22 protein-coding genes are annotated in these 22,205 nt (G+C 69.1%); 7 read left to right on the top strand and 15 right to left on the bottom strand.

Annotation, left to right across the window (positions count from 1 at the left end):
- Window positions 1-24 precede the first annotated feature (24 nt).
- Window positions 25-621: a GNAT family N-acetyltransferase gene (locus V6M51_RS23325; RefSeq protein WP_332770624.1), complete on the bottom strand. Its 597-nt coding sequence runs from the start codon at window positions 619-621 to the stop codon at window positions 25-27.
- A gap of 9 nt (window positions 622-630) precedes the next feature.
- Window positions 631-1,110, bottom strand: coding sequence for a GNAT family N-acetyltransferase (locus V6M51_RS23320; RefSeq protein WP_332770623.1), 480 nt, complete (start codon window positions 1,108-1,110; stop codon window positions 631-633).
- A 44-nt stretch (window positions 1,111-1,154) separates the two neighbouring features.
- On the opposite strand from V6M51_RS23320, the gene V6M51_RS23315 reads away from it, so the two are divergent.
- Window positions 1,155-1,505: a TfoX/Sxy family protein gene (locus V6M51_RS23315; protein WP_332770720.1), complete on the top strand. Its 351-nt coding sequence runs from the start codon at window positions 1,155-1,157 to the stop codon at window positions 1,503-1,505.
- 130 nt (window positions 1,506-1,635) lie between these two features.
- Here the strand turns inward: V6M51_RS23315 and V6M51_RS23310 are convergent, their stop codons facing one another.
- From V6M51_RS23310 to V6M51_RS23295, 4 genes are read right to left on the bottom strand one after another with little or no spacing between them, the layout of a single operon-like run.
- Complete coding sequence (locus V6M51_RS23310) at window positions 1,636-2,493, bottom strand: SDR family oxidoreductase (protein WP_332770622.1); 858 nt, start codon at window positions 2,491-2,493, stop codon at window positions 1,636-1,638.
- Window positions 2,490-3,449 carry an oxidoreductase gene (locus V6M51_RS23305; RefSeq protein ID WP_332770621.1) on the bottom strand — a complete coding sequence of 320 codons (960 nt, stop codon included), beginning with the start codon at window positions 3,447-3,449 and terminating at the stop codon, window positions 2,490-2,492. The genes V6M51_RS23310 and V6M51_RS23305 overlap by 4 nt, the downstream gene beginning before the upstream one ends.
- The gene (locus V6M51_RS23300) at window positions 3,449-4,240 is read right to left on the bottom strand and encodes an enoyl-CoA hydratase-related protein (RefSeq protein WP_332770620.1); all 792 of its coding nucleotides are present in this window, start codon (window positions 4,238-4,240) and stop codon (window positions 3,449-3,451) included. Before V6M51_RS23300 ends, V6M51_RS23305 begins: the two co-directional genes overlap by 1 nt.
- Window positions 4,241-4,273: 33 nt before the next feature.
- The gene (locus V6M51_RS23295; RefSeq protein WP_332770619.1) at window positions 4,274-5,341 is read right to left on the bottom strand and encodes an MBL fold metallo-hydrolase; all 1,068 of its coding nucleotides are present in this window, start codon (window positions 5,339-5,341) and stop codon (window positions 4,274-4,276) included.
- A gap of 176 nt (window positions 5,342-5,517) precedes the next feature.
- Between V6M51_RS23295 and V6M51_RS23290 the strand changes: the two genes are divergently transcribed.
- A complete protein-coding gene (locus tag V6M51_RS23290; RefSeq protein ID WP_332770618.1) occupies window positions 5,518-6,837 on the top strand; it encodes a hypothetical protein in 1,320 nt (439 codons plus the stop codon).
- Between the two features lie 285 nt (window positions 6,838-7,122).
- On the opposite strand, the gene V6M51_RS23285 is transcribed toward V6M51_RS23290, so the two are convergent.
- The 8 genes from V6M51_RS23285 to V6M51_RS23250 form a co-directional block, all read right to left on the bottom strand.
- Window positions 7,123-7,662, bottom strand: coding sequence for a DUF4199 domain-containing protein (locus tag V6M51_RS23285; RefSeq protein WP_332770617.1), 540 nt, complete (start codon window positions 7,660-7,662; stop codon window positions 7,123-7,125).
- Window positions 7,663-7,783: 121 nt separating this feature from the next.
- Window positions 7,784-8,197: a helix-turn-helix transcriptional regulator gene (locus V6M51_RS23280; RefSeq protein ID WP_332770616.1), complete on the bottom strand. Its 414-nt coding sequence runs from the start codon at window positions 8,195-8,197 to the stop codon at window positions 7,784-7,786.
- Between the two features lie 65 nt (window positions 8,198-8,262).
- Window positions 8,263-8,538 (bottom strand): DUF2277 domain-containing protein, encoded by a 276-nt coding sequence (locus tag V6M51_RS23275; RefSeq protein ID WP_332770615.1) that lies wholly within the window; start codon window positions 8,536-8,538, stop codon window positions 8,263-8,265.
- Window positions 8,539-8,600: 62 nt separating this feature from the next.
- Window positions 8,601-10,142: an acetolactate synthase large subunit gene (locus tag V6M51_RS23270; RefSeq protein ID WP_332770614.1), complete on the bottom strand. Its 1,542-nt coding sequence runs from the start codon at window positions 10,140-10,142 to the stop codon at window positions 8,601-8,603.
- Between the two features lie 211 nt (window positions 10,143-10,353).
- Complete coding sequence (locus tag V6M51_RS23265) at window positions 10,354-11,892, bottom strand: acyl-CoA synthetase (protein ID WP_332770613.1); 1,539 nt, start codon at window positions 11,890-11,892, stop codon at window positions 10,354-10,356.
- Between the two features lie 53 nt (window positions 11,893-11,945).
- Window positions 11,946-13,724 carry a feruloyl-CoA synthase gene (locus V6M51_RS23260; protein WP_332770612.1) on the bottom strand — a complete coding sequence of 593 codons (1,779 nt, stop codon included), beginning with the start codon at window positions 13,722-13,724 and terminating at the stop codon, window positions 11,946-11,948.
- Window positions 13,725-13,762: 38 nt separating this feature from the next.
- The gene (locus tag V6M51_RS23255; RefSeq protein ID WP_332770611.1) at window positions 13,763-15,097 is read right to left on the bottom strand and encodes a dihydroorotase; all 1,335 of its coding nucleotides are present in this window, start codon (window positions 15,095-15,097) and stop codon (window positions 13,763-13,765) included.
- A gap of 8 nt (window positions 15,098-15,105) precedes the next feature.
- Window positions 15,106-16,140, bottom strand: coding sequence for a glycosyltransferase family 9 protein (locus tag V6M51_RS23250; protein WP_332770610.1), 1,035 nt, complete (start codon window positions 16,138-16,140; stop codon window positions 15,106-15,108).
- Between V6M51_RS23250 and ygfZ the strand changes: the two genes are divergently transcribed.
- The gene (gene ygfZ / locus V6M51_RS23245) at window positions 16,139-16,933 is read left to right on the top strand and encodes a CAF17-like 4Fe-4S cluster assembly/insertion protein YgfZ (protein WP_332770609.1); all 795 of its coding nucleotides are present in this window, start codon (window positions 16,139-16,141) and stop codon (window positions 16,931-16,933) included. The two genes, V6M51_RS23250 and ygfZ, sit on opposite strands and share 2 nt — an antisense overlap.
- 156 nt (window positions 16,934-17,089) lie before the next feature.
- Here the strand turns inward: ygfZ and V6M51_RS23240 are convergent, their stop codons facing one another.
- On the bottom strand, window positions 17,090-17,959 hold the full coding sequence (locus V6M51_RS23240) for an alpha/beta fold hydrolase (RefSeq protein WP_332770608.1): 870 nt from the start codon (window positions 17,957-17,959) through the stop codon (window positions 17,090-17,092).
- Between the two features lie 52 nt (window positions 17,960-18,011).
- Here V6M51_RS23240 and V6M51_RS23235 point away from each other — a divergent pair, with 52 nt between their 5' ends.
- The 4 genes from V6M51_RS23235 (at window position 18,012) to V6M51_RS23220 (ending at window position 21,505) form a co-directional block, all read left to right on the top strand.
- Window positions 18,012-18,605, top strand: coding sequence for a DNA-3-methyladenine glycosylase I (locus tag V6M51_RS23235; protein WP_332770607.1), 594 nt, complete (start codon window positions 18,012-18,014; stop codon window positions 18,603-18,605).
- Window positions 18,605-19,222 (top strand): ribonuclease HII, encoded by a 618-nt coding sequence (locus V6M51_RS23230; RefSeq protein ID WP_332770606.1) that lies wholly within the window; start codon window positions 18,605-18,607, stop codon window positions 19,220-19,222. The genes V6M51_RS23235 and V6M51_RS23230 overlap by 1 nt, the downstream gene beginning before the upstream one ends.
- Window positions 19,223-19,272: 50 nt before the next feature.
- A complete protein-coding gene (locus tag V6M51_RS23225; RefSeq protein ID WP_332770605.1) occupies window positions 19,273-20,328 on the top strand; it encodes a DUF2332 domain-containing protein in 1,056 nt (351 codons plus the stop codon).
- A 94-nt stretch (window positions 20,329-20,422) separates the two neighbouring features.
- Entirely contained in the window at window positions 20,423-21,505 is a 1,083-nt protein-coding gene (locus V6M51_RS23220; RefSeq protein ID WP_332770719.1) for a site-specific DNA-methyltransferase, read from the top strand.
- Window positions 21,506-22,205: the final 700 nt, after the last annotated feature.

Raw genomic sequence — 22,205 nt, 5'->3', positions numbered from 1 at the left:
CCGGGATGACACTTCGATGTTTGGCTACAGCACGTGCCGCCTGAGCCATTCGTCGCGCGACAGCTCCCAGTAGATCGACCGCCGCGTGGTGCCGTCGGGGCGCACGCTCTCCACCTCGCCCATCCGCCGGAAGCCCGCCCCGTCGATGGCCTTGGCCGAGCGGATATTGTCGAGCGCCGCCGTCAACGCGATCAGCCGCACGCCCAGCGCCTCGAACATGAAGGCGATGGATTGCGCCACCCCTTGCCGGCCCGAGCCGGTGTTCTGCAGGTCTGCGCGCCGGGCGCCGGCCAGCTCGGCCGACGAGCGCTCGGGCCAGATCGAAATCCGCGAATAGCCCGCCACCTGCCCCGCCTCGTCCAGGGTCACGCTGAGAATGCAGCGGCCCTCCTGGCGCAAGGCCTCGCTGTCGGCCACCCATTTGGCCACGCTCTCACGTGTGAACGGCCGGGGCAGGTCATAGATCGGGTCCGACACCCGCGGATCCGAGAACAGGGCCAGCAGACCCTCTACATGTTCCGGGCCGGCGATCACGCGGTCGGACACGCCCCGCACGGCGTCGCGGATGGCGGCGGCCTCCTCAGGCGTGGCGGTGAGTACGGTCTTGGGCGGCGCGCTCATGGCGACCTCCTAGCCTGCGGCCAAAGCCTTCAGCGGTTCACCGGTCATCCGGCGGATGATCCAGTCCGTCTGGGCCGTGGCGCCGAGGCTGTCATAGAAGGCGATCGACGGCGCGTTCCAGTCGAGCACCGCCCATTCCAACCGCGCCAGCCCCTGCTCCTCGCAGCGCTGGGCCAGCCGGCGCAGCAGGGCCTTGCCGGCCCCGAGGCCCCGGGCCTCAGGGACCACGAACAGGTCCTCCAGATAGATCCCGTGCCGGCCCCGGAAGGTCGAATAGTTGTAGAACCAGATGGCGAAGCCCACCGGCTTGCCGTCGGCCTCGGCGATGTCGCAATAGAGGCGCGGATTGTCCCCGAACAGGTGCTGGGCCAGGTCGGCCTCGCTGGCCTCCACCTCGTGCAGCAGCTTCTCGTAGTCGGCGAGGGCGCGGACGAAGCCGTGGATCAGGGCGGCGTCGGCGGAAACGGCGGGTCGGATGATGACGGTCATGACCCTATATTCGTAACGAGCCCCCGGAGCGCAACGTCTTGGCCGTGTCCCCCGACTATCTCGCCTATGTCCTGGAGCAGCTCGAGCCGATGGGCGGGATCACCCACCGGCGGATGTTCGGCGGGGTCGGCCTGTCGCGGCATGGCCTGTTCTTCGCCCTGATCGCTGAGGACACCCTCTTTCTGAAGGTCGACGACCTGAGCCGCGCGGAATTCGCGGCGGCCGGTAGCGAACCGTTCCGGCCCTTCGGCGGCGACAAGCCGATGAGCTATTGCGCCGCTCCGCTGGAGGCCCTGGAGGATCCCGAGGCCCTGGCCAAGTGGGCCGGTAAGGCCATCGACGCAGCGGCGCGGGCCAAGGCGCCGAAGCCGAAAAAGCCAAAGCCGAAACCCTAGTTGGTTCCCGTCTGGGGGAGCTGTCAGCGAAGCTGACTGAGGGGGACTTTGACTCTCGCTTGTGGGCTTCAACCCCCTCCGTCACGTCGCCGAAGTGGGCGACGCGCCACCTCCCCCAAAAGGGGAGGATCTATCCCACCACCACGCCCGGCGGCGGGACGCTGTCAGCTGGGACGAAGAAGTCCGGCATCAGGCGGGTGGTCGGATCGACCCGGTACTTGTCGAAGTCGCGCTCGCCTTCGGCGTAGAGGAAGCTGTCGTCGATCAGGAAGTTGCCGGTGAATTCTCGGGCGGGCTTTTCGAAGATGGCGTGGGCGGCGTCGGCCATGATCTCGGGCGTGCGGCAGGACTTCATGCCCTCCTCGCCGGCCAGGGCGAACTTGATCGCCGCCGTGGCGATGCCCGTGCGCGGCCAGAGCGCGTTGAAGGCGATCCCGTCGGCCTTGAATTCGGCGGCCATGCCCAGCACGCACATGCTCATCCCGAACTTGGCCATGGTGTAGGCCGTGTGGCCCTCGAACCAGCGGGGCGACATGTCCAGCGGCGGCGACAGCATCAGCACGTGCGGATTGGCTGCGTTCTTCAGGTGCGGGATGCAGGCCTTGGAGGTCAGGTAGGTCCCGCGCGCATTGACCTGGTTCATCAGGTCGTAGCGCTTCATGTCGGTGGCGAGCGTACCGGTCAGCGAGATCGCCGAGGCGTTGTTGACGCAGATGTCGATGCCGCCGAACCGATCGACGGTCTTCTGCACGGCGTCATAGACGCTGGCCTCGTCGCGGACGTCGACGATCAAGGGAAGCGCCCGGCCGCCGGCGGCCTCGATCTCCTTCGCCGCGGTGTAGATGGTGCCCGGCAGGTGCTTGTGCGGCTCGGCGGTCTTGGCGGCGATGGCGATATTGGCGCCGTCACGGGCGGCGCGCAGGGCGATGGCCAGGCCGATGCCCCGGCTGGCGCCCGTGACGAACAGGGTCTTGCCTTGCAGGCTCATAGCTTCACTCCGGTGGTTTCTTCCGAGAGCGCCCAGAGGCGTTCGGCCGACTCGGGATCCAGGGCGTGCGGCATGACGCCGTGGACCGGATCTTCCTTGGTCCAGGGGCCGGCCTCCTTGCAGTCTTCCAGGTAGAGACCGCCGATCCCCTCCAGCTCCTCGCCGACCGCGGCCCAGACGCTGGTGGAGGCGCCCTGCTCGGTGGTCTTGAAGCCCTCGCGGACATTGCCCTCGGCGTCCATCCAGCCCATGGCCACCATCTCCTCCTTGGGGAGATAGCGCTGCAGGGGCGTCATGATCCCACCCGGCATGACCGCGTTGGCTGTGATCCCATGCTCCTCGAACCGCGCGTTGAAGCCGACGGCGAAGAGCGCGTTGGCGGTCTTGGACTGACCATAGGCCTCCCACTTGTCGTAGGGGCGGGTGCGGTAGTGCGGGTCGTCCCAGTGGATGTCGCTGCGCCGGTGGCCGATGGACGAGAGCTGCACCACGCGGGCGGTACGGTCATCCTCGGCGGCGTTCAGCAGGGCGCGGGTCAGGCCCATGGTCAGGACGAAATGGCCGAAATGGTTGGTGCCGATCTGCAGCTCCAGATCCTCGGCCGTATGCAGCAGCGGCGTGGCCATGACCCCGGCGTTGTTGATCAGGATGTCCAGCGGCTGGTCGCCCCAGGCGTCGACGAAGGAGCCCACCGAGCCCAGGCTGGCCAGGTCCAGGGTGCCGGCCAGCACCCGGTCGGCGCCGATGGACTGGTTGATCTCGGAGGCCACCCGCTCGCCCGCCACCCGGTCACGGACCGCCAGCATGACGTCAGCCCCCGCCCCGGCGAGCGCCCGGGCGGTCTCGACCCCGATGCCGCTGGCCCCGCCGGTGACGATGACATTGCGGCCCGACAGGTCGTGATCCCCGGCTACGATACGGGCGGGGGTGAAGGCGCCGAAGCGGGAGCGGATCATCAGGCGACCCCGGACATCTTTGGCGAAAAATCGGGCGCGCGCTTCTCGGCGAAGGCGGCAAAGGCCTCCTTGGCTTCCGGTGACTTGAGCTGGGCGGCGAAGTGCAAGCCCTCCTCGTCCATGCGCTGGGCGACGCCCAGGTCCTCGCGCATCAGGGCCTTGGTGATGACCACCGCGGCCGGCGGACGGGCGGCCACGGCCTGGGCCGCGGCCAGGGCCTTGGCGCGCAGGTCGGCCAGGGGAACCACCTCATTGGCGATGCCCCAGTCGAGGGCCTTCCTGGCGTCCACCGCTTCGCCCAGCACGAACATCGAAAAGGCGCGGGCATGGCCGATGCGGTTCGGCAGGGTCAGGCTGGAGGCCGCCTCGGGCACCAGGGCCAGGTTAACGAAAGGCGTGGTCAGCAGGGCGTTCTCGGCCACATAGACCAGGTCGCAATGCAGCAGCATGGTGGTCCCGACACCGACCGCGCGGCCGTTGACCGCCGCCACCAGCGGGGTCTTGGCCCGGGCCAGGGCGGCCAGCAGCGGATTGCCGTCGCGCCGCGCCTCGTTGGCGCCGCTGTCGCCGGCATTCACCGCGGCGAAGTCCGCGAGATCGTTGCCGGCGGTGAACATGTCGCCGTTGGCCTGGATCAGGACGCAGCGCACGTCGTCATCGAACTCGGCCTGGTCGATGGCGTCACCCAGGGCCTGGTACATGGCGCGGGTGAGCGCGTTCTTCTTCTCCGGCCGGTTCATGGTGAGCGTCAGAACGCCCGCGGATTTTTCGATGAGAATGTGGTTGGTCATGAATCTGCGCTCCCTAATACTTACAACGTATACCTAAGCCGCCGCCCGATACCAGACGACGCCGTCGGAATCGGTCACTGTCGTCGCCTGGCCGCGCGACAGGAGGCAGTTGAGGTGGGCGATGCTCTCGCCGGTGGCCATGCCCAGCACCCACTGGTCGATCTTGCGGCGGAACAGCACGTGGAAGACGTCGACCGCCCGCTTGGGTTCGGCGATCAGTTCCGAGAGCCGGGCCAGGCCCCGCTCATGGCCGGCGATCAGGTGGTCGATGCGCGCGTGCAGGCCGTGGAACGGATCGTTGTGGGCCGGCAGCACCAGGACGTCGTCGGGCACCCGGGTCTTGATCCGGGCCAGCGAGGTCAGCCAGTCGGTCAGCGGATCGCCCGCCGGCTCGGTCGGGAAGACCGAGACGTTGGAGGATATCTTCGGCAGCACCTGGTCGCCGGAGATGAACAGCTTCAGCTCCGGGCACCACAGGCAGGCGTGCTCCGGCGAATGGCCCGATCCCACCACCACCTTCCACAGCCGGCCGCCGACGGTGATCTCGTCCCCGTCGCTCATCCGCTGGAAGCTGTCGGGCAGGGCGTGCAGGCCGCGGCCGAAGCCGCCGAACTTGGCGCGGTAGTTCTCCAACGCCTCCTCGTCCCAGCCGGCGGCCTTGTAGAAGGTCAGCGCATCGGCCGGGGCCTCGCGGCCGGTGTCGGCGGCCAGCGAGCGGCACATTAGGAACTCCAGCCGGCTGATCCACAGCCGGCACTGGAACTTCCGCGTCAGCCAGCCGGCCATGCCGATATGGTCGGGATGCATGTGCGTCACGAAGACGCGAGTGACCGGCCGGCCGCCCAGGGACTCGGCGAAAGCCTTGCGCCACGCCTGCTGGGTGTCGGACCCGCCCATGCCGGTGTCGACGATGGCCCAGCCGCCGTCTTCCTCGATGGCCCAGACATTGATGAAGGCCAGGGAGCCGCCCAGCGGCATCCGCAGCCACTTCACGCCCGGCGCGACGTCGATGGCCTCGCCCGGCCTGGGGCCGTGCTCGAAGGGGTAGTGCAGCTTCGGCCGGGGCGCCTCGGTGATGGTCTCTTCAATTCCGTCGCGCACGGCGTCGCCCTCCCACTGCTCAAGGCGCCTAGTTTCCGACGTGCGGCCAGCCGGGGCAAACCCCGAATGCGGGCGCCGGCCCGTGGCGTTCACACCGGGTTCACGCCACGCTTGCCCTTTGACGGCCCTAAGGTTTATGTCGCCCCCAGAGGGAAACACCCAGGAGTATGAGGACCATGAGGCCATTCGGAATTGGGCTGGCCGCCGTATTGGCTATTCTGGCGTTCGCGCCGACGGCCGTCTCCCAGGGCAAGAAAGCCCCGGAAATCACCGAAAAGCAGCGCACCCAAGGCATGGCTGAGGCGCCCGCCCTGGCCCAGGCCGCCGGCGTCGCCTGCAAGGTCACCGACGCGCGCTTCATCGGCAAGGCCGACGACAAGAAGGCCAAGACCTCCACCAGCTATTATGAAGTCGACTGCGACGCCGGGCTGGGCTTCATCGTCCAGGCCCCGGCCGGCGCCAAGCCGACGGTGTTCACCTGCGTCGAGGCCAACACCCCGCAGCCCGACGGCAAGCCCTCCAGCCTGCCCTGCATGCTGCCCGGCAACGCCGATCCGAAGTCCGACCTCGCCCCGGTCCTCGCCGCCGCCAAGGTGCAGTGCACCCCCGAGCAGGTCCGCGGCATCGGCCAGAGCGCCACGGCCACCTATCTCGAAGTCGCCTGCCAGGGTTCGGCTCAGGGCTACATCATCAAGGCCAGCGCCCCCATCGACGCGGCCAAGCCCGTCGAGGCCACCGACTGCATGCTCTACGACGACTCCGAGAGCAACATTAAGTGCACCCTACGCGACAAGACCGCCCGCCTGTCGGTGATCGACACCTATGTCGCCGCCGCCAAGAACGGCTGCGCCGTCAAGGACAAGAAGTATATCGGCGTCTCGCAGAGCGGCTCGTCGTTCTTCGAAGCCTCCTGCACCGATGGCAAGGGCTACCTCTACAAGGTCGACAAGGGCGTCCTGACCACGGCCTACGAATGCGCCAAGGCCACCATGGTGATGGGCGGCTGCACGCTCACCGACGCCAAGGAAGCGGTCACCGAGCAGAACGGCCTCTACACCAAGCTCGCCAAGGCCGCGAAGTTCGACTGCGAGGTCTCCAAGTACGGCCCGTTCCCGTCGGGTGAAGGCAAGGACGTGGTCGAACTGGCCTGCTCCAACCGTCCCGACGGCGCCGTCGGCATCTTCGGTCCGGGGACCAAGTCCCAGGTGGTCGACTGCGCCCGCGCGCCGATCGCCGGCTATCGCTGCAGCTTCACCAAGCCCGACGCCGGCTACAAGCTGGTCACGGCCGACCTGAAGAAGCAGGGCAAGAACGAGTGCGAGGTGTCCAACACCCGCGTGATCGGCCGCACGGCCAAGGGCACCACCTATTTCGAAGTGGCCTGCGCCGACGGCCTGAAGGGCTACATCCTCGAGTACCAACCCGAGACGCTCGAGCCGGTCTCGGTCATCGGCTGCGCCTTCTCGAAGGACTGCAAGCTGCCCGGCAACAGCTAGGCGCTTCTCGACGCTGAAACGAGAAAGGCCCGCGGGGAAACCCGCGGGCCTTTTTCTTGCGCCGATCGCCGGCCGGGTTCGTCAGGCGTACCCGACGGCGCGCTTGACGCTCAGGCGCGCGAACAGCTTGGCGAAGAAGTTCCGCACGGCGCGGGACGCGGCCAGTTGGCCTTCGACATTCTCGAAATCGACAAAGAGCATGATCGTATCCTTTCGCTGGACGCGATCTATGGTGCGACGCAGCAAAAATCAATGGTGCGATGCAAAATAGCTTGAGCGTCGCGGTCAGGCGGCGGACGGGCGCGACCTCGCCGGCAGGAACTTCGGATTGCGCAGCAGGGCGGCGCTGACCAGGGCGATCAGCAGGCCAACCGGGAAGATCTCCACCAAGGTCATCGGTACGCGGAACAGGGGATTGGCGTAGGACCGGCGCATGGCGTCCATTTCGGAGACGGCCCTTTCATAGGCGGCTCCCGTGACCCCGGCGGCGCGCTTGGCCTCCAGCACGTGGGCGGCGTACTGGTCCATGAAGGTGTAGCCGGTCATCGCGAGATAGACCTCCCACACCGCGATATAGGCGGCCGAGGCGACGGCTGCGATGCCGAGACCGAGGAGGAACGCCCGGCGGAAGGTGATGACCCCGCCCAGCGCCTGGTCCCGGTGCTGCTTCACCCCGACCAGGATGGAAGAGAGCGCCACGAGCATGATGAGATAGCCCAGCCAGGCGCTGCCATGGTCGCCGCCGCCCGCGACGATGGTGCCGATGATGCCGGCGATGATGACAAGGCCCGAGATCAGGCCGTAGGTCAGAATGATGCGGGACATGCCGGTGGCTCCTCTGCGGGACGGGAACGAACACAAGCGAGACTATGCGCCTCACGCGGCGCGGCGGTATCGCCCGAAAGGGTGAGATCGTGGGCGTCGCCCGTTTGGCGGGCGGCGAGCCTTACGGGATCAGATGCAGGTCGCGCGCCTTGTTCACCGCCTGGGTGCGGCGGCTGACCTCCAGCTTGCCGAACAGGTTGGCGATGTGGGTCTTCACGGTGTTCGGCGAGAGGCCGAGGGCGCGGGCGATCTCCTTGTTGGACTGGCCGGCCGCCAGCCGCTCAAGCACCTTCACCTCCTGGCCGGTGAGACCGAGCGAGGCCAGGGCCGCGGCGTTGCGCTGGAAAGGCCCCGCGGCCGCCCTCGAGGTGAGCTTCCAGCCCACCCAGACGCCGCCCGCGCCGAAGGCGACGCCGATGATCCCGACATAGACCTCCCGCGGGAAGGCGCGCGCCAGGTACTGGTACTCCAGCCACTGCAGCACGAAGGCGCCGGCCGCCAGGACGAGCGCCCACAGGATGATGGTGCGGGTCATCGGCCGATCGATGCGTGATCCGGCGGAGAGGTCAACCGCGGCGGCGGATCGCCTGGCCGTCAGGCTCAGGCGCGAACGCCGAACCGCTCCGCCGACCGACGCCGGGCCTTCTCCGCCTCGGTCTCGCGATCACGCGGCGGCGCGTTGGTCTCCAAGGAGTCCAACAGACGCCGGCCCGCCAGGAACACCTCCTCGACCGCGGCGTCGAACGCCGCGGCATTGGCCTTGGATGGGGTGTTGAACCCGCTCAGCTTGCGCACGAACTGCAGCGAGGCCGCGCGGACCTCGTCGTCGGTCGCCTCGGGCTCGAAATTGTACAGGGTCTTGATGTTACGGCACATGTCGCAGTCTCCGTCGGTCCCTCAGGATAAGGTCACGGACCCTCGCGCGAAAGCGCGCGCCGCTAGATCGCCGCCTCGATGAACTTCGGGCCTGGCTCGTTCATGGCCCGGGCGAAGGCGTCGTCGAACTCTTCGGCCGTGGTGCAGCGCATGGCGGGAAGGCCCAGGCCCTTGGCCAGGGACACCCAGTCGATCTTCGGACTTCCGAGGTCCAGCAGCTTCGACGCCGAGGGGCCGGGGTTGCCGGCGCCGGTGCGGCCCATCTCGATATTGAGGATGCGGTAGCTGTGGTTGGCGAACACCACCACGGTCACATCCAGGTTCTCTCGCGCCATCGTCCAGAGGCTCTGGACCGTGTACATGCCGGCCCCGTCGCCGTTCAGGGAGACGATCTTGCTGGCCGGCGCGGCCACGCCGGCGCCGATGGCCAGCGGCATGCCGATGCCGATGGCCCCGCCGGTGAGCGCAAGGACGTCGTGCGGCTGGGCCGTTCCGCAGGGTACGGCGACGCCGCCGCCGGAAGTCACCGAGTCGTCGCAGATCACCGCGCCTTCCGGCAGGTGGCGGGCGATGGAGGCGCCGGCCGACTGCGGGGTGAGCTGGCCGGTGGGCGAGGCCTCGGCCACCTTCAGCGGCTGGACCGGGCCCGAGGCCGGGGCGCCCAGGGCGTCGGCCAGGGCGGTGAGCGCCGCCACCGAGTCCTCCTGGCGGGTGGAGAGGGTGAGCGTCTCGCAGCCTTCCGGGACCAGGACGCTGGGCCGGTCGGGATAGGCGAAGAAGGCGACGGGAATGACCGTGCCCACATAGATCATCAGGTCGACCCCCGCGAGATCGGCCAGGGCCGCCTCGCCGAAATACTGCATGCGGCCGGGCTGGAAGATCCCCGCCCCGCGCGGCTGGCGGGCGATGAAGGTGTCGGTGAGCACGCGATAGCCGGCCGCGGCCAGGCGGCTGGCCTGGGTGAGCGCCGCGGCGCTGGTGGCCTGGCTGCCCAGCAGCAGCACCGGCTTGGCCGCGGCCTTCAGCGCCTTGGCGGTGGTGTCGACGGCGTCAGCCGAGGGGGCCGCGCGCACCGGGATCTGGGCCTTCGCCGGCTTGGTGGTGGTTTCCAGCCAGGCGGAGTCGGCCGGCAGGATCAGGCTGACCGGACCGCCGGGCGGGCCGTAGCTAGCGGCGACCGCCTCGGCGGTGATCGCCGCCACGGTCTCGGGGCTGTCGGCCGACTTCACCCAGAGCGAGTTGGGGCCGACGATGGTCGGGATGTCGGAATTGAGCGGCGCGTCGTACTGGCGGTGATAGGTGGCGTGGTCGCCGATCACATTGACGATCGGCGTGAAGCCGCGGCGCGCGTTGTGCAGGTTGGCCAGGCCGTTGCCGTAGCCGGGACCCAGGTGCAGCAGGGTGCAGGCGGGCTTGCCCGCCATCCGGCCATAGCCGTCCGCCGCTCCGGTCGCCACGCCCTCGAACAGACACAGGACCGGGCGCATGGCCGGCTGGCGGTCGAGGGCGCTGACGAACTGCATCTCGCTGGTGCCGGGATTGGCGAAGCAGGCGGTGACCTCGTTGGCCACCAGGGTCTCGATCAGGGCGTCGGCGCCGTTCATGCTTCTGGGCCTCCCCGCCCTGTCGTTCCTTCTCCCCTTGCGGGAGAAGGTGGCCCTGCGGAGCAGGGTCGGACGAGGGGTCTCTCAGAACTCTCCGGCCAGGCGCCGCGACCAAAGCGCGGTGAGCGGAGTGCGACCCCTCATCCGTCGTCCTGCCGGACGCCACCTTCTCCCGCAAGGGGAGAAGGGCGACCAGGCTGGTGCAAGCGTCTTATATGCGCCGGTCGAGGCCTTCCCAGAACGGCTCGCGCAGCTTCCGCTTGAAGATCTTCCCCGAGTCCTCGCGGGGAAGCTCGGCGTGGAAATCGACGCGCTTGGGGACCTTGTAGCCCGCCATCCGCTCGCGCAGATAGGCCCGAACCTCGCCCTCGGTGAGTTCCGTGTCGGGGGAGAGCTGGACCACGGCGCAGACCGCCTCGCCGAACGCCTCGTCGGGAATGCCGAACACCCCGCAGTCGGCGACGCCGGGCATCTTGTGCAGCTCGGCCTCGATCTCGGCGGGATAGATGTTGGCCCCGCCGGAGATGATCATGTCCTTGGCCCGGTCGCAGAGATAGAGGAAGCCGTCGGCGTCCAGATAGCCGATGTCACCCGGGGCGATCAGCCCCGCCTTCTCGGACGCCGCCCGCTTGGCGTCGTCGCCGTGATAGGTGAAGTCGGCGATACCGGCGGTGCGGGCCACCACCTCGCCCACCTCGCCGGGCGGCAGGCTGTTTCCCGCCGCGTCGATCACCCGCACGTCGGAGCCCGGCATGGCGCGGCCGACCGTTCCGGGGTGGGCCAGCCATTCCTGGGAGTCACAGAACACCACCGCCCCCGTCTCGGTGGCGCCGTAGTACTCGTTGATCACCGGCCCCCACCACTCGATCATCGCCCGCTTGATCGGGGCGGGGCACGGCGCGGCGGCATGGACCACGAACTTCAGCGAGCTGAGATCGTAGCGGCCGCGGACCTCGTCCGGCAGCTTCAGCAGACGGCTGAACATGATCGGCACCATGTGGATGTGGGTCACCCGGTGGGCCTCGATCATGGCCAGCAGTTCTTCCGGGTCGAACCGAGCCTCCAGGACCACCTTGGCCCCGAGCCCCGCCATGACCATGCCATAGGCGTTGGGCGCGGAGTGGTACATCGGGCCCGTGACCACGGTGACGATCTCGCCCGGACGGTCCAGCCAGTCGGCGAAGCCGAAGGCCCCAGCCAGCATTCCGGCGGTCACCGCCGCCTGTTCCGGCGTGGGCGGTCGGCGGCGCACGCCCTTGGGATGGCCGGTGGTGCCGGAGGTGTAGATAATGGTGCCCGGCGCGGCGGCGGCCGGGCCGTCATAGGGCGCGAAGCCCTCCAGCCAGGCGCTCCAGTCGGTCATGCCCAGGGGCACGGACATGGGATCGACGCCGTAGGCCTGGGCGATCTCCGGCGGGGTGGCCACGACCAGGACCGGCGTGTCCTTCGGCAGGACCTCGCGGACCCCCTCGAGCAGATCGGCATGGATGACGATGGCCCGCGCCCCGGAGTTCTCGAACAGGTATTGGGCCTCGGCCGGGGCGTAGTGCCAGTTCACCGGCGTCGGATAGGCGCCCAGCAGGCTGGCCGCGCCGCTCGCCTCGAAGAACGGCAGGTCGTTGCGCAGGTATATGGCGACCAGGTCACCGGGCCCGACGCCCAGGGACGCCAGGCCGCTCGCCGCCCGCGCCGCCCGATCCCGCAAGGCCTCGCTCGAGAGCCTGCGCTCTCCGCTGACGATCTCGCCCATGGCGTTCCTTCCCAACCCGGCTCTGCGTCCGGTCCAGCCAGCCTAGTCCGGCCTTAGGGGAAGGTCATCACCCCGTCTCCCGGCGACTCGGCGAACAGCGCCTCGACGGTCTCGGCCCGACGCGAACGGGCCAGGGCCTGGGCGATATAGCCCTTGTCGGTGATCTCCCCGGCCCCGGCGTCCGGCGGACCGTCCAGCACCAGGGCGCGGCGGATCTTGCCGCCGGCGCCCTTGGCCCGGGCGTTGAGCCGCTCGATCCCGGCGCGGACGGCGTCGATGACCTCCGCGCGCTCAAGGTTGGGATTGGGATAGAACATCAGGCCGACGCCCTCGCGGCCCTCGCCGCAGACCACCGCGTCGGTGACCGCGTCGCCCACCGCGTCCACAGCCGAGATCCGCAGTTCGCCGACGCCCACGAAGGTGCCGCTGGCCAGCTTGAAGTTCTCCGACAGCCGGCCGTCATAGATCATGCCGCGGGTGGGATCGGCGTCGTCCACGAAGCGGGCGGCGTCGCCCAGCTTGTAGAAGCCGTCCTCGTCGAAGCTCTGGGCAGACAGTTCCGGCCGGCCCAGATAGCCGGCGGTGACCTGCGGCCCCTTGACCCGGAACTCCAGCTTGCCGGCCTCCGGAACCAGCTTCACCGAGGTCCCCGGCACCGGCAGGCCGATCATCCCCATCCGGTCGTTCAGCCAATGTACGTTGCAGGCGGTAGGACCGGTCTCCGTCGCGCCATAGCCCGAGGCGAAGCTGATCTTCTCGCCCACGGTGGCCACGGCGACCGCCTGGATGCGGTCGCAGAAGTCCTGGCCGAGCGCCGCGCCGCCGTACTGCAGCACCCGCACCCGGGCGAAGAAGGTCGCGGCCAGTTCGGCGTCCCTCTCCAGCTCCCCGGCGAACAGCATCCAGCCGGCGGGCACCATGTTCTGGTAGGTGGTCGAGATCTCCTTCAGGTTCCGCACCGTCTCGCCGAAGCGGCCGGAGGTCGGCTGGCCCGCGTCGATGTAGACCGTCCCGCCGCGATGCAGGGACATGTGCAGGATCGCGTTGGCGCCCAGGCTGTGGCTCCAGGGCGCGCCGTTGACCATCACTGGCGGCTCGTCGTCGTCGAAACAGGCGGTGATCTGCGCCGCGTTGGTGGCGATGCCGCGGTGCAGGCAGATCACCGCCTTCGGCAGGCCGGTCGATCCCGAGGTCAGCAGGTATTTGGCGTGGTCGTCGGGGCGGGCGCTGGCGGCGGCAGGCGCCGATTTCAGCAACCGCTCGAAGGGGGTGTCGCCGAGCCGGGGGTTGGCGCCCGCGATCACCGGCAGGCCGGCCAGGAACGGCGCCTCCAGGGCCTCGCGGAACAGCAGCGCGTCCTCGGCATAGACCGCGGCCGGGTTCAGCACCTCCACCGCGTGGGCCAGCCGCGCCAGGTTCGCGCCTGGCAGGCCGTACTGCGGCGAGACCGGGGCCACGGGCATCCCCTGGCTCATGGCGGCGTACTTCATCAGGGCGTGGTCGATACCGTTGCGCGCCAGGATCAGCAGCGGCCGGGTCCCGACAACGCCCAGCTCGCGCAGCCCGCCCGCCAGGGCCGCCACGGACTGGGCGGCCTCGGTGTAGCTGAGCTCGCGCCAGCCCTCGCCCGAGCGTTCGGCCAGCCAGGTCCGAGACGGGGTCTTGGCGGCCCAGGCCTCCAGGGGCTGGGTCATGGTCGTGAAGGCGGTGGCGTAGGGCGTCGGGTTGGTCAGGATCAGCTCGCCGTTCGGCCGAGCCTCCACGGCAAGGGCCCGCGGCGCATAGCGGGCGTCACGGAACGGGGCGGTGGAAAGGTCGAGGGCGGCGTCCATCCCCTAGGCTTAGCCGCCCGAGGCGAGGCTCGCCAGCCCTAGCCCATCAGGGTCTCGGCGAAGCGCACCGGCTCGCCGCGGCCCTCGGCGACCACCTCGTCGTCGCGCATGACCACCTCGCCGCGGATGATGGTGGCTTTCGGCCAGCCCTTGGCCTCGAAGCCGTCGAAGGGCGTCCAGCCGGCGCGGGTGGCCATCATCTCGTGGGTGATCACGCGGCGGGCCTTGAGGTCGACGATGGTGATGTCGGCGTCGTAGCCCACCGCCAGCCGCCCCTTGTCCGCCATGCCGAACAGCCGGTTGGCGCCGTGGCTGGTCAAGTCGACGAAGCGTTCCAGCGACAGCCGGCCCTCCGCCACATGGGTCAGCATCAGGGGCACCAGGGTCTGCACCCCGGGCATGCCCGACGGCGAGGCGGGATAGGGCCGGGCCTTCTCGTCCTTGGTGTGTGGGGCGTGGTCGGAGCCCAGCACGTCGGCCACCCCGGCGGCGATCCCGTGCCAGAGGCCGGCCTGGTGATAGGCGTTGCGGATCGGCGGATTCATCTGGGCGTAGCCCTTCAGCCGCTCATAGGCCTCCGGCGCCGTGAGGGTCAGGTGCTGGGGGGTGACCTCGACGCTGGCCACGTCCTTGTGGGCCGAAAGGAACGTCATCTCCTCGGCGGTGGTGACGTGCAGGACGTGGATGCGCTTGCCCAGCGCCTTGGCGATGCGCACCAGGCGGTGGGTGGATTCCAGCGCCGAGGCGGCGTCGCGCACCTCCTCGTGGCTGGTCCAGTCGCCGGTGCGTGCGAGCGGCCGCCGCTCGGCCAGGCGATACTCGTCCTCGGAGTGGAAGGCGGCGCGGCGATGCACGTGGCGCAGCACCTGCTCCACCCCCTCGTCGTCCTGCACCAGCAGGGTGCCGGTCGAGGCGCCCATGAACACCTTGACCCCGCAGCAGCCCGGCAGCCGCTCCAGCTCCCCCAGGAACTGGGCGTTCTCGTGGGTTCCGCCCACATAGAAGGCGTGGTCGCAATGCATCCGCCCCTTGGCGCGGGCGAGCTTGTCGGCCAGCGCATCGGCGTCGGTGGTGGTGGGCTCGGTATTGGGCATCTCGAAGACGGCCACCACACCGCCCAGCACCGCCCCGCGCGAACCGCTCTCCAGGTCTTCCTTCCACTCCAGGCCGGGTTCGCGGAAGTGGACCTGGGTGTCGATGACGCCCGGCAGGACGGTCAGGCCCCTGGCGTCGAACACCTTGCCGGCCGAGGCCTGGGAGAGGTCGCCGATCTCGACGATCTTGCCGTCCCGCACGCCCACATCGGCCAGACCGCGGCCGGAGTGGTTCACCACCTCCCCGCCCTTGACGATGAGGTCGAAGGTCTGCGGCATGGGACGTCCTATTGTTGAGTTTGCGCCAACAGGTCCTTGGCGGCGGCGGTCACGTCGCTGACCGGCAGGTCCATCATGTGACAGAGCGCCTGCTGAAAGCCAGGGTCAACCGCGCGGATCTGCTCGAAGCTCCGGGTCCCGCGGACCACCCGGGTGTCGGGACCCCACGGGGCGTACATGCGCTCGTCCGATGGCCCGAACAGGCCGACCGTGGGGATTCCCGCCGCCGCCGCCAGGTGCATCAGGCCGGAGTCGTTGCCGATGAACAGCCGTGCCCGCTTGAGGCAGGCATAGGCGGTGAGCAGGTCGACCTTGCCGGCCAGGTCCAGGGTGCGCTCGCGGGGCAGGACATGGCGCAGGGCGGCCACGGCCTGGGCGTCGTCGGGCCCACCCAACAGCATCAGCCGCCCGCCCGCCATCGGGCCATGGCCGCCGACCAGCTGGTTGGCCACCTGGGCGAAGCGCTCGGCCGGCCAGGTCTTGCCCACCCAATTGGCGGCCGGGGCCAAGGCCAGGATCGGCCCGCGGCCGGCGGTCAGCTCCTCGGCATAGGCCTCGGTGGCCTCGGTGGTGAAGAGGTAGGGCGCGGCCGGGTCGTCTTCGATCTTCAGCAGGCGCGAGGCCTCGACCACCTTGTGCGTCACCGGCCCGAAGCTGCGCTTGAACACCGCCCGGCGGTCGCGCTTGAGCAGTTGGGAGATGGCCGAGCCGCGCAGGTCGACAATCAGGCCCCATTTCCTTCGCCGCACCCGGTTCCAAAGGTCCAGCCAGTGTCCGCCGCTCTTGGACTTCTCGAAGACGATGATCTCGTCCAGGTGCGGGGTGTCGAGGAACAGCGGCGCGGCCGCCGGCCCCGCCACGATGGTGAAGCGCGCGTGCGGCACCTCGTCCACCAGCTTGCGGATCAGCCCGGACGACAGCACGGCGTCGCCGATGCGCGTCGCCGTTATGAACAGAATCGGGAAGGACCCGTTGGGCATCGGGACTGTATAAGGGCCCTGGCGCTGGCGCTCCACCCGGCGAGCCCCTAACTGCGACACCATGACGAAACCAACCTCCATCGCACGCTTGAACAGCCGAGCCCTGATCGCGGTCTCGGGCGAGGATTGGCGGACCTTCCTGCAGGGTCTGATCACCCAGGATGTCGAAAGCTTGGCGCCGGGCGAGCTGCGGTTCGGCGCCCTGCTCACCCCGCAGGGCCGGCTGATGTACGACATGTTCCTGGTCGGGCGCCCGGACGGCGCCTGGCTGGACGTGGAGGCGGCTGGGCGCGAGGCCCTGATCCTGCGGCTCTCCATGTACCGCCTGCGGGCCAAGGTGAAGATCGAGGTGGACGAAGCCCCGATCTTCGCGGCCTTCGGCGATGACCCCGGCGCGGGCTGGCTGCCTGACCCGCGGCTGGCGGCTCTGGGTTGGCGCGGCTATGGCGTCGAGGCCGCGGCGAACGCGGACGAAGCCGCCTACGACGCCCAGCGCCTGGCCCTGGGCGTGCCCGGCCCGGCCGACTGGGCGGGCGAGACCACCTATCCCATCGAGGCCAATTTCGATCTGCTGAACGGGATCGACTTCAAGAAGGGCTGTTTCGTCGGCCAGGAGACCACCTCGCGCATGAAGCGCCGGGGCCAGATCAAGAGCCGCATGCTGCCCCTGGCCTTCGAGGGCGGCGCGCCGGCCTTAGGCTCCGAGGTGCTGAACGGCGAGCTGCGCGCCGGCGAGGTGCTATCGGGCGCGCAGGGCCGGGCCATGGCCCTGGTGCGCCTCGACCGCATCGGCGGCGAGCTGACGGCGGATGGGCGGAAGGTGCGAGCCGAGACGCCGGCGTGGTTCGCGCTCTAACAATGTCATCCCGGTTTCGGCGCAGCCGAAGACCGGGACCCATGAACACCGGATGGAACAGGACGCGGGTCCGCTTCGCCATCTGGATGGGCTCGGCGTCTATGGGTCCCGGTCTTGCTTCGCAAACCGGGATGACAGCTTTGGGATGGCTTTTCGCTACCCCAGAAAGAACCCCCGCAGCGCCGCCAGGGTCTCGTCGGGCCGTTCCTCCGGGATGAAGTGCCCGCTGTCGATGGCGTGGCCCTGGACGTCGTGGGCCCATTCCCGCCAGACCGCGAGCACGTCGTACCAGGCGGCGAGCGCGCCACGCGCGCCCCACAGCACCTGGACCGGGGCGGCGATCTTGGTCTTGCCGCGATCGGCCTCGTCGGCGGCGATGTCGTAGGACGCGCCGGCGCGGTAGTCCTCGCACATGGCGTGGATCACCGCCGGATCGGCGATGGCCTTGCGATAGTCGGCATAGGCGTCGGCGGCGAAAGGCCCCTTGCCCCCACGCAACATGCTGCCGAAGAAGGTGTCGGGGTCGTGGCCGATCAGGGTCTCGGGAAACGGCGCCGGCTGGGCCAGGAAGCTCCAGTGCCAGTAGGCGAGCGCGAAGCGCTTGTCGGCGCGCTTCCAGACCTCGGCGGTGGGGATGATGTCGAGGATCGAGAGCTTCCGCACCGCCTGCGGATAGTCCAGCGCCAGGCGATAGCCGACCCGCCCGCCCCGGTCGTGGCCGGCCAGGTCGAACCGCGCGAAGCCGAAATGCTCCATCAGGGCCACGGCGTCGCGGGCCATGGCGCGTTTGGAATAGCTCTCGTGGCCGTCATTGGCGGCGGGTTTGGAGCTCTCGCCATAGCCGCGCAGGTCAGGCGCCACCACCGTGAAATCCTTGGCCAGGTCGTCAGCGATCTTGCCCCACATCATGTGGGTCTCGGGATAGCCGTGCAGCAGCAACAGCGGCGGACCCGAGCCGCCACGGCGCACCCGCAGGGTCGCCTCGCCCACATCCACCCGCGACAGTTGGAAGCTCTCGAACGCCATGCCTGCAGGCTCCGCTTGATAGGTCGGCCCGCCACCGCCAAAACTGGCGGCCATGACCTCCGACCCGATTCGATGCGGCTGGCGCGGCATGGCCGGCGACCCGCTTTATGAGGCCTATCACGACACGGAATGGGGCGTGCCGGAATACGATTCCCGCGCCCTGTGGGAAAAGCTGGTGCTGGACGGGTTCCAGGCCGGGCTCGCCTGGATCACCATCCTGCGCAAGCGCGACGCCTTCCGCGCGGCCTTCGCCGACTTCGATCCGGAGAAGGTCGCCCGGTTCGGCGAGGCCGACCGCGCCCGGCTGATGGCCGACGCCGGCATCGTCCGCTCCAACGGCAAGATCGACGCGGCGATCGGCGGCGCGCGGATCTATCTCGACATGCGCGACAAGGGCGAGGACTTCTCCCAGTTCCTGTGGAGCTTCACCAACGGCACGGTGATCCAGAACAGCTGGGAGCGCATCGACCAGGTTCCCGCCCAAACCCGGGTGGCCGAGGAGATGTCCAAGGCGCTGAAGGCCAAGGGCTACAAGTTCGTGGGCCCGGTGATCGTCTACGCCTTCATGCAGGCCACCGGCTTCGTCAACGACCACCTGACCTGCTGCCACCGGCACGCCCAGGTCCGCCGGATGAGTCCCTCCTGATGCCGGACATGCTGCTGGAAATGGCCTGTCCGGGTCCGGTCTGCGGCGTCGATGAGGCCGGGCGCGGACCGTGGGCCGGGCCAGTTTCGGCTGGCGCCGTGATCCTCGACCCGGCGCGGGTGCCTCCAGGCCTGGACGATTCCAAGAAGCTCACCGCCAAGGCCCGCGAGGCCCTGGAGATCGAGATCAAGCAGCACGCCATCGCCTGGGGCGTCGGCTTCGCCTCGGTCGAGGAGATCGCCGAGCTCAACATCCTGCACGCCGCGGGCCTGGCCATGCGCCGCGCCATCGAGGCGCTCAGCGTGACCCCGGTCTACGCCCTGGTGGACGGCAATTATCGCTTCAAGCTGCCTTGCGAGGTGAAGACGGTGGTCAAGGGCGACTCCATCAGCTGCTCCATCGCCGCAGCCTCGATCCTGGCCAAGACCGCCCGCGACCGGCTGATGGTGGAGATGGACGGGCTCTATCCCGGCTACGGCTTCGCCTCGCACAAGGGCTATCACGCCGAGGTCCACGTGACGGCCCTGCGGACCCTCGGTCCCTGCGAGATCCACCGCCGCGGCTGGGAGCCGGTGCGGCTGGCCCTCATCGAACGCGGCGAGTTCGTTCTCGATTGATCGATTGAATCAAGATTGACGCTTCGCGGCCGTCGCGGGATCGCGGAGGCATGACCGACAATCTCGCACAGTGCCTCAGCACCCAGGCCCGCGGCTGCGACCTGCTGGGCTCGCCTTTCCACGCCGCCCTGCTCCACCTGGCCGCCGCCGATCTCGCGGCCGGCGGCCCCACCGCCGCCCTGCTCGCGCCCTGGGCGGGAAAGGGCCTGCGCGAGCTTTTCGCCGACGCCGTGCCCCTGCGGCTGCTGGGCGCCCTGCACGACCTGGTGCTGAGCGGCGACGATCCGGCCCTGGCGGCGACCTATCCCAAGCGCGGCCGTGAAGCCGACGCGGACTCCGCCTGGGTCGCCGCCCGCGCCGCCATGATCCGCCACCAGGACCGCCTGGCCGCTTTCATGACCCACGAGCCGCAGACCAACGAGGTCCGCCGCTCGGTCTGCCTGGCGCCGGGCTTCCTGGAGATCGCGGAACAAACGAACTTGCCTATCCGCGCCTTCGAGGTGGCTGCGAGCGGGGGCCTCAACCTGAACTGGGACCGCTACGCCTACCAATTTGGTCCGACAGCGTGGGGTGATCCGGAGAGCCCTGTCTCGATGGACACCGAGTGGACGGGTCCCACTCCGGCGGTCGAGGCCAGGATCGAGGTGATCGAACGCGCGGCCTGCGATCGGCGGCCGGGCGATCTCGCCGATCCCGTCCAGCGCCGCCGCCTGCTGGCCTATATCTGGCCCGACCAGTTCGAGCGGCTGGACCGCATCGCCGCGGCCATCGACCTCGCCCGCGAGCTAGGCGTCACCGTCGAGGCCGCTGACGCGGTGGGCTGGACCGCCCGCGTGGCCGCGCCCAGGCCCGGAGCCGCGATGGTCCTCTACCATTCCGTCTTCTGGCAATACATGCCGGCCGAGAGCCAGGCCGCCCTGCGCCAGGTCATCGAGGCCCACGGCGCGGCTGCGACCTCCGAGGCGCCCTTCGCCTGGCTGCGCATGGAACCGCCCGCGGACAACCCGGCCGGGATGGAAGTGCGCCTCACCCTCTGGCCGGGCGGCGAGGACAGGCGGCTGGCCGAGGTCCACCCGCACGGGGCCTGGGTGCGCTGGTCGGCCTGACCGCGAACGATTTACGGTTTGTTCACCACGTTCTTCAACGCGGCCTTCACCACGATGACTCATGATTCTGACTCCGGACATCGAGGTCAGTGACATGGGCGTTTCTCCCGACACCATCATCCACGGCGACTGCATCGCGGAGCTGAAGAAGCTGCCCGAGAAGTCGGTCGACCTGGTGTTCGCCGATCCGCCCTACAACCTCCAGCTCGGCGGCGACCTGCTGCGGCCGGACAATTCCAAGGTCGACGCCGTCGACGACCATTGGGACCAGTTCGAGAGCTTCGCCGCCTACGACAAGTTCACCCGCGAGTGGCTGACCGAGTGCCGCCGCGTGCTGAAGGACGACGGCGCGCTCTGGGTGATCGGCAGCTATCACAACATCTTCCGGGTCGGCGCGACGCTGCAGGACCTGGGCTTCTGGCTGCTGAACGACATCGTCTGGCGCAAGGCCAACCCGATGCCGAACTTCAAGGGCACGCGCTTCACCAACGCCCACGAGACCCTGATCTGGGCGGCCAAGGGCCGCGGCTCGCGCCGCTACACCTTCAACTACGACGCCATGAAGATGGCCAATGACGACGTGCAGATGCGCTCCGACTGGACCTTCCCGCTGTGCACCGGCGAGGAGCGGTTGAAGGACGAGAACGGGGTCAAGGCGCACCCGACCCAGAAGCCCGAGGCCCTGCTGCACCGGGTGATCCTGGCCTCGACCAAGCCCGGCGACATCATCCTCGACCCGTTCTTCGGCACCGGCACCACCGGCGCGGCGGCGCGCCGCCTGGGCCGCAAGTTCATCGGCCTGGAGCAGGACGAGACGTACGTGAAGCTCGCCCGCGAGCGGATCGCGCGCGTCATTCCCATGGCGCCCGGCGACCTTGAGGTCACCGGCTCCAAGAAGTCCGAGCCACGCGTGCCCTTCGGCCAGGTGCTGGAGGCGGGCCTGCTCAGCCCCGGCGACACCCTGTACTGCCCCAAGGGCGAACGCGTCGCCCGCGTGCGCGCCGACGGCAGCCTGGTGATCGGCGACCTGTCGGGCTCGATCCACAAGGTCGGCGCCATGGTGCAGTCGGCCCCGGCCTGCAACGGCTGGACCTACTGGCACTTCAAGTCGGACAAGGGCCTGGCCCCCATCGACGTGCTGAGGTCCAAGATCCGCTCGGCGATGCCGGCGGCGTAGGGGGTGGGCCCCTAGGGTCGACGGGTGAGTCTTGCTCGCAGCGACCCTGAGATCCTCCCCTGGGCGCACGGCTAGTGTCCGCTTTCGACCCTTGCGGACATTCGCGAACCAACTGCAATCTTCAACGTGCCCCCTCAGACGTTGTCCGATCCACCGCGCGACGATTTCCTCTTGGGAGTTCTCGAGGCGCTGCGAAGGCGTCGGCGCGCAATCCGGTACCGAGTTCCGTCTCTGACGACGGAAAAGATCGTCGAACGCGCATCGGCAGCCGACCGTGAGAAGCTTGAGATCGCGTGCGAGATCGGCGCGCGGCGCGCCAGACTACGCATCTTCATTTGGGAGGATCGCTGGATATGGGTCGATGCGCGCCTTTCAAGCAAGGGGGCGGGCTGGGTCTGGCACTTCACCCGAGAGGGGAGAGCAGTCGGCGGACTCACCGGACGGACGTTCGTCGAGGCTCTGGAAGCATCGGTCTCCGCTGCTTCGGCCACCAACGAGGACGCCGCTGGCGACCTTGAACGTGTATGGCAGCCCCTGCTGGCAACGGGTCCCCGGCTCCTGGGCTAAGCGAAGGTTCGCAACCCACCCATTGCCGACGCCGGCTGCGTCCGGACAGTGGCGGATGAGGGAGGTCCGCTCTCGGGCGCAAAGTCTAATGCCGCTTCCCACCCACCCAGGTCGGACAGTCGAAGCCTCCGCT

This window comes from Phenylobacterium sp. (assembly GCF_036677185.1).
GTDB lineage: Bacteria > Pseudomonadota > Alphaproteobacteria > Caulobacterales > Caulobacteraceae > Phenylobacterium.
Note: the sequence above shows the minus strand (reverse complement) of the source record. Positions and strands in the feature narration are given on the sequence as shown.

What these genes read in the sequence shown, in the direction of transcription:
- V6M51_RS23305 (WP_332770621.1), bottom strand. Translation starts at nt 3,449, where the DNA reads ATGATCCGCTCCCGCTTCGGCGCCTTCACCCCCGCCCGTATCGTAGCC.
- V6M51_RS23265 (WP_332770613.1), bottom strand. Translation starts at nt 11,892, where the DNA reads ATGGGCGAGATCGTCAGCGGAGAGCGCAGGCTCTCGAGCGAGGCCTTG.
- V6M51_RS23235 (WP_332770607.1), top strand. Translation starts at nt 18,012, where the DNA reads ATGACCTCCGACCCGATTCGATGCGGCTGGCGCGGCATGGCCGGCGAC.
- V6M51_RS23250 (WP_332770610.1), bottom strand. Translation starts at nt 16,140, where the DNA reads ATGGTGTCGCAGTTAGGGGCTCGCCGGGTGGAGCGCCAGCGCCAGGGC.
- V6M51_RS23220 (WP_332770719.1), top strand. Translation starts at nt 20,423, where the DNA reads ATGGGCGTTTCTCCCGACACCATCATCCACGGCGACTGCATCGCGGAG.
- V6M51_RS23270 (WP_332770614.1), bottom strand. Translation starts at nt 10,142, where the DNA reads ATGAACGGCGCCGACGCCCTGATCGAGACCCTGGTGGCCAACGAGGTC.
- V6M51_RS23320 (WP_332770623.1), bottom strand. Translation starts at nt 1,110, where the DNA reads ATGACCGTCATCATCCGACCCGCCGTTTCCGCCGACGCCGCCCTGATC.
- V6M51_RS23230 (WP_332770606.1), top strand. Translation starts at nt 18,605, where the DNA reads ATGCCGGACATGCTGCTGGAAATGGCCTGTCCGGGTCCGGTCTGCGGC.
- V6M51_RS23240 (WP_332770608.1), bottom strand. Translation starts at nt 17,959, where the DNA reads ATGGCGTTCGAGAGCTTCCAACTGTCGCGGGTGGATGTGGGCGAGGCG.
- V6M51_RS23325 (WP_332770624.1), bottom strand. Translation starts at nt 621, where the DNA reads ATGAGCGCGCCGCCCAAGACCGTACTCACCGCCACGCCTGAGGAGGCC.
- V6M51_RS23285 (WP_332770617.1), bottom strand. Translation starts at nt 7,662, where the DNA reads ATGTCCCGCATCATTCTGACCTACGGCCTGATCTCGGGCCTTGTCATC.
- V6M51_RS23300 (WP_332770620.1), bottom strand. Translation starts at nt 4,240, where the DNA reads ATGACCAACCACATTCTCATCGAAAAATCCGCGGGCGTTCTGACGCTC.
- V6M51_RS23225 (WP_332770605.1), top strand. Translation starts at nt 19,273, where the DNA reads ATGACCGACAATCTCGCACAGTGCCTCAGCACCCAGGCCCGCGGCTGC.
- V6M51_RS23310 (WP_332770622.1), bottom strand. Translation starts at nt 2,493, where the DNA reads ATGAGCCTGCAAGGCAAGACCCTGTTCGTCACGGGCGCCAGCCGGGGC.
- V6M51_RS23275 (WP_332770615.1), bottom strand. Translation starts at nt 8,538, where the DNA reads ATGTGCCGTAACATCAAGACCCTGTACAATTTCGAGCCCGAGGCGACC.
- V6M51_RS23280 (WP_332770616.1), bottom strand. Translation starts at nt 8,197, where the DNA reads ATGACCCGCACCATCATCCTGTGGGCGCTCGTCCTGGCGGCCGGCGCC.
- V6M51_RS23260 (WP_332770612.1), bottom strand. Translation starts at nt 13,724, where the DNA reads ATGGACGCCGCCCTCGACCTTTCCACCGCCCCGTTCCGTGACGCCCGC.
- V6M51_RS23255 (WP_332770611.1), bottom strand. Translation starts at nt 15,097, where the DNA reads ATGCCGCAGACCTTCGACCTCATCGTCAAGGGCGGGGAGGTGGTGAAC.
- ygfZ (WP_332770609.1), top strand. Translation starts at nt 16,139, where the DNA reads ATGACGAAACCAACCTCCATCGCACGCTTGAACAGCCGAGCCCTGATC.
- V6M51_RS23290 (WP_332770618.1), top strand. Translation starts at nt 5,518, where the DNA reads ATGAGGCCATTCGGAATTGGGCTGGCCGCCGTATTGGCTATTCTGGCG.